The organism is Sulfitobacter sp. HI0129 (assembly GCF_001635395.1).
Taxonomy (GTDB): Bacteria; Pseudomonadota; Alphaproteobacteria; order Rhodobacterales; family Rhodobacteraceae; genus Sulfitobacter.
Genome location: NZ_LWGH01000850.1, coordinates 1 through 4,896, shown reverse-complemented (window position 1 = coordinate 4,896; position 4,896 = coordinate 1). Strand labels below are relative to the sequence as shown.

General features: G+C 64.9%; 4 protein-coding genes. All 4 read right to left on the bottom strand.

Annotation, left to right across the window (positions count from 1 at the left end):
* On the bottom strand, positions 1–1,042 hold a 1,042-nt coding region (locus A3764_RS20000), incomplete at its 3' end, for a chloride channel protein (RefSeq protein ID WP_150122326.1).
* The gene (gene recN / locus A3764_RS19995) at positions 1,039–2,712 is read right to left on the bottom strand and encodes a DNA repair protein RecN (protein WP_067924004.1); all 1,674 of its coding nucleotides are present in this window, start codon (positions 2,710–2,712) and stop codon (positions 1,039–1,041) included. The genes A3764_RS20000 and recN, both read right to left, overlap by 4 nt.
* A 40-nt stretch (positions 2,713–2,752) precedes the next feature.
* A complete protein-coding gene (locus A3764_RS19990) occupies positions 2,753–3,601 on the bottom strand; it encodes an outer membrane protein assembly factor BamD (RefSeq protein WP_443069082.1) in 849 nt (282 codons plus the stop codon).
* A gap of 240 nt (positions 3,602–3,841) precedes the next feature.
* Positions 3,842–4,765 carry a UDP-3-O-acyl-N-acetylglucosamine deacetylase gene (gene lpxC, locus A3764_RS19985; RefSeq protein WP_067923999.1) on the bottom strand — a complete coding sequence of 308 codons (924 nt, stop codon included), beginning with the start codon at positions 4,763–4,765 and terminating at the stop codon, positions 3,842–3,844.
* Positions 4,766–4,896 lie beyond the last annotated feature (131 nt).

Sequence of the window (4,896 nt, the reverse complement as noted above, 5' to 3'; positions counted from 1 at the left end):
CCACGGCGGCCACCTTGAACACGGCAAAGATCACCGCCTCGTGAAACAGCAACTGGCCGGTCAGCGCCATGGAAGTGGTTTCATAGCCGACGCCGATGATATGGGGAAACCACAGCGCGATGATCCCCAGCACGCAGCCCGCCACCGCGGGCCGCAGGTAGCGTGGGATGCGGGTCCGGGCCTGCAGGTGATTGCCGAAATCCTCGGCCCAGAAGATGCTGCGCATCAGGGTCACGGCCACCACCCCGCAGGTCAGCCCCAAGAGCAGAAAGGCCGGAAGCTCCACGTAGAATTGCAAATCGCCATAGGTGGGCAGGGTGAATTCCGTCAGCCCCCCGAATTCGAGCCGATTGATCACCGTACCTGCGACGCTGGCGATCACGATGGGCGCGAAGGCGTGAACGGCAAAATGCCTCAGCACCACCTCAAGCGCGAAGAGCGCGCCCGCGATGGGTGCGTTGAAGCTGGCGGAGACCGCGGCGGCCACGGCGCAGCCCAGCAGGTCGCGGCCCGTGATGCCGTCGGCGTTGATCCGGCGGCTCACCCATGTGGCGATCACGGCGGCCAGATGCACGACGGGGCCTTCCCGGCCGGAGGAGCCGCCGGTGCCGAGAGTGATGAGCGAGGCCAGAGCAGACGCAAGGCCCGCGCGTGTCTCCACCCTGCCCTCGTGCATGGCGGCGCCAAGGATCACGTCACTCACGCTGCGGCAGCGGGCGTCCTTGGTGAACTTGTGTAGGATCAGCCCGACAACCAGCCCGCCTACCGTCGGGATGATGACGATCCAGTACCAGCTGAGACCGGTCAGAAAGGTATGCAGCCGCTGCGGGTCTTCCGTGCCGTAGAGCAGCGCCTGAAGCCAGTCGATGCCCTTGCGGAAGAACAGCGCCGCGAAGCCCGCCGCGATACCGATGACAAGCGCGATGAACCAGAAGGTGACCTTGCTCGGCCCTTTCTGCCGGATCACCACCAGCCCTTCCCGCAGACCATCGCGTATATGGGCGATCTGCTGGGACAGGAAACTGGGCTGCGGATCGGTCATTGAGCGGCGTCAATCCTCTCCGACCCCGAAAGGAGGGCCTCTGCCGCCGCGCGGGCGGCATCGGTGATCGTGTCACCCGACAGCATCCGCGCGACTTCGTCGATGCGCTCCGCAGGTGCCAGCGGCACCACGTTCGATGTCGTCATGCCGTCGCTCACGGATTTCTCCACCCGCCAGTGATGCGCACCAAGGGCGGCGACCTGCGGCGAATGGGTCACGACGAGGATTTGACCCCCCGCGGCAAGCGATTGCAGCCTGCGGCCCACGGCATCGGCGGTGGCCCCGCCCACCCCGCGGTCGATCTCGTCAAAGATCAGGGTAAGGCCGTTCTGTTCCCGGGTGAGGCAGACCTTCAATGCCAGCAGGAACCGGCTGAGTTCACCCCCCGAAGCGATCTTGCCCAAGGGGCCCGCCGGGGCCCCGGGGTTCGTCGCCACGGTGAAAGATACGGCATCCTGCCCCTCGGGGCCGGGTGTTTCGGCGGTGATCTGCGTTTCAAAGACCGCGCGGTCCATCTTCAGCGGGGCGAGTTCGGCTGCAACCGCCTTGTCCAGCCGGGAGGCCGCAGCGCGCCGTGCGGCAGCCAGTGTTTCGGCAGCCTTGTCGTAGCTGGCCTGTGCCGCCGCGACCTCGGCTTTCAGTGCCGCTGCCTCGCTTTCGCTGGCGTCCAGCGCATCCAGCCGACCCCGGAGGGTGGCCGCAAAATCCGGCAACTGATCCGCCGGGACATCGTGTTTGCGGGCAAGACCGCGAATGGCAAAGAGCCGCTCTTCGGTCACTTCCAGATCGATCGGGTCGAACGACATGCCGTCGATCGCATCGGCGATGCCGCTCATGGCTTCGTCCAGCTCCACCATGGCGCGGCCCAGTGCCGCCATCGGCGCTTCGAGCGCGCCTTCGGCCTTATGCGCCACACCGTCGAGCCAGCGCAGCGCGTCGCCCATCGCGGCCTCCGCCCCGTTCTGGCCCATCAGTTCATAGGCATGGGCGACGTCGGAACGGATCTTCTCCGCCCCCTGCATCAGGCGGCGGCGGGTGTCCAGCGCCTCTTCCTCACCCGGTTGCGGATCGAGCTTGTCCAGTTCCGCCACCGCATGGCGCAGGTATTCCTCTTCCGCGCGGATCGCCTCCCGCGCAGCGGTCGCCTCTTCCTGCCTGCGCCGGGCAGCACCCAGGTTTGACCAAGCGGCGCGCGTTTCGTCCAGCAGGGTCCTGTTGCCCGCGAAATCATCGAGAATGGCGCGGTGGCCCCGGGGGTTCAGCAGCCCCCGATCATCGTGCTGGCCATGCAGTTCCACCAGCGTTTCCGACAGCGCGCGCAGCACTTCGCCCGATGCGCGGCGGTCGTTGACCCAGGCGGTCTTGCGCCCGTCGCCGCTGTTGACCCGCCGCAGGATCAGTTCGTCTCCCCCCGGCAGCCCGGCTTCTTCCAGAACGGCATGGGCGGCGTGATCCGGCGGCAGGTCGAACCAGGCGGTGACCTCCCCCTGCGCGGCGCCCTGCCGCACCAGATCGGCCCGCCCCCGCCAGCCCAGCACGAAGCCGAGAGAATCCAGCAGGATGGATTTGCCCGCGCCCGTCTCGCCGGTCAGCACGTTCAGGCCCGGCTCGAAGCGCAGCTCCAGCCGGCTGATGATCAGCATGTCCGAAATGTCTAGACCGCGCAGCATACAAGCCTTCCGTGGGTCCGTCGCATCGCCGACCCTACCGTTACAACCACTCGCCCTTGATGGTCTGGCGATAGATCGCGCTCAGCCAGTTGTCCCCGATGGAGGTCAGCGTCAGCCCCCGGCCCGTCAGCAAACGGTAGCTGTCCTCATACCATTCGGTGGAGCGGTAGTTATGCCCCAGAATGGCGCCCGCCGTCTGCGCTTCGGCCGTGAGGCCGAGGCTGAGGTAGGATTCCACCAGCCGGTGCAGGGCCTCTGCGGTATGGGTGGTGGTCTGGAATTCCTCCACCACCACGCGGAACCGGTTGATGGCGGCGGGGAAATGGTCACGCCGCAGGTAATAGCGCCCGATCTCCATCTCCTTCGCCGCCAGATGGTCGAAGGCGAGGTCGAACTTCAGGATGGCCGAGCGGGCATAGTCGCTGTCGGGATAATTCTCGATCACGGCGCGCAGGGCCTGAAGGGCCTGAAAGGTGAGCCCCTGATCCCGCCCGACTTCGTCGATCTGGTCATAATAGCTGAGCGCGAGGAGATATTGCGCATAGGCCGCGTCGTCGTCATCGGGAAAGAAGTCGATGAACCGCTGGGCCGCGGAGCGGCTGTTGGGATAGTCCTGATCCTGATGATAGGCAAAGGCCTGCATGATCAGCGCGCGCTTGGCCCATTCCGAATAGGGATAGATCCGCTCGATCTCGGCGAAATAGAAGGCGGCCTCATCCGGCTGGCGGCGTTGCAGTTCGAACTCCCCCCGTTCGAAAATCTGTTCCGCGGTATAGGTCTCCAGCGGGATTTCCTGTGGGTTGAAAAAGCTGTTGGTTGTCCGGCCCGCGTCCCGACCGCCGCAAGCGACAAGCAGGGCCAGCATGGCGGTCATACCCACCGTTCTCATCCGCATACTGCCCCCGGCTTTGCCCATACCCATCCTGCGGTTCATCGAATTATTCATCCCGTGCCAAGTTGGGTGCTGACTAGCACATAAGTTAATGGTGCAAAACGCCTATCCGATATCAAAGCGGCAGGTCGCGGGGGCGACCTGCGCCACGTTCTACATCGGGGAAAGTCTATCCCGGGCGATCGCGGCCCGCAATATCAGGGGGCCATCACCGGGCCGATCCCGCAGCGCCCGGATTCAGGCAACTTGTGGGATTTCGCCCCAGGCAAGGCCGAAGCCCGGCAGGCGGGAGGCCATTTCCGCATCGCAGGTGACCATGCGGATCGCCCCGGGCGTCGCGAAGACCTTGCGCAGCAACGTGTTGGTCATCGAATGGCCCGCGCGGGTACCGGTGTAATGACCGATCAGCGGCGCCCCGGCGAGCGCGAGGTCACCCAGCGCATCCAGCATCTTGTGACGCACAGGTTCGTCCACGTGGCGCAGACCGCCGGGGCTGACCACCTTGTCGCCATCGAAGACCACGGCGTTTTCACCGGCATTCCCGCCAAGGGCGAGGCCATTGGCCTGCATCGCCACCACATCGGCCTGACGGCAGAATGTGCGGCTGTCGCAAAGTTCACGGGCGAAGGAGCCATTGTTCATCACGAGCGATTTGCGCTGCCGCCCGATGGCCGCATCGACGAAGTCGATCTCGAAATCGATGCGCATCACGTCGGAGGGCGCCAGCGTCGCGGTCGCGTCGCCTTCGCTGACGGAAACAGTCTTGAGCATCTCGAACGCGCGCACCGGCGCATCGAGATGGCGGATGCCGCGCTGCATGATGCCCCGCACGAAGGGCGCGGAGGAACCATCGAGGATCGGAACCTCGGGGCCGTCAATTTCGATCATGGCGTTGTGTACACCACAGCCCGCCAGAGCGGCCATCAGATGCTCCACGGTGGAGACCGACAGACCCTTGCCATTTTCCAGCTTGGTGCAGAGCGGCGAACGGTTGACCGCATCCCAGCGCGCGGGCACCAGCCTGTCGCCCACGGCGATATCGGAACGCGAGAACCAGATGCCCTGATAGGCACCCGCAGGGCGAATCGTCACCGTCGCGGGCAGGCCCGAATGCAGGCCGATGCCAGCAAAGCTGATGGGTGATTTGATCGTCGTCTGCACGGTTACTTCCTCAGTCTTTCACAGATCACTGTCTGGGTTGGTAGAGAGGTAAGTCGCCCCAGCCGATACCGCAATTCAACCTTTGCAACCGAATGAAACATCGGTGAAACAATATCGCGCAAGCGGGGGAA

Bases quoted from the DNA above. Each gene is read 5' to 3' on its own strand.
- recN (WP_067924004.1), bottom strand. From the start codon at position 2,712: ATGCTGCGCGGTCTAGACATTTCGGACATGCTGATCATCAGCCGGCTG.
- A3764_RS19990 (WP_443069082.1), bottom strand. From the start codon at position 3,601: ATGAGAACGGTGGGTATGACCGCCATGCTGGCCCTGCTTGTCGCTTGC.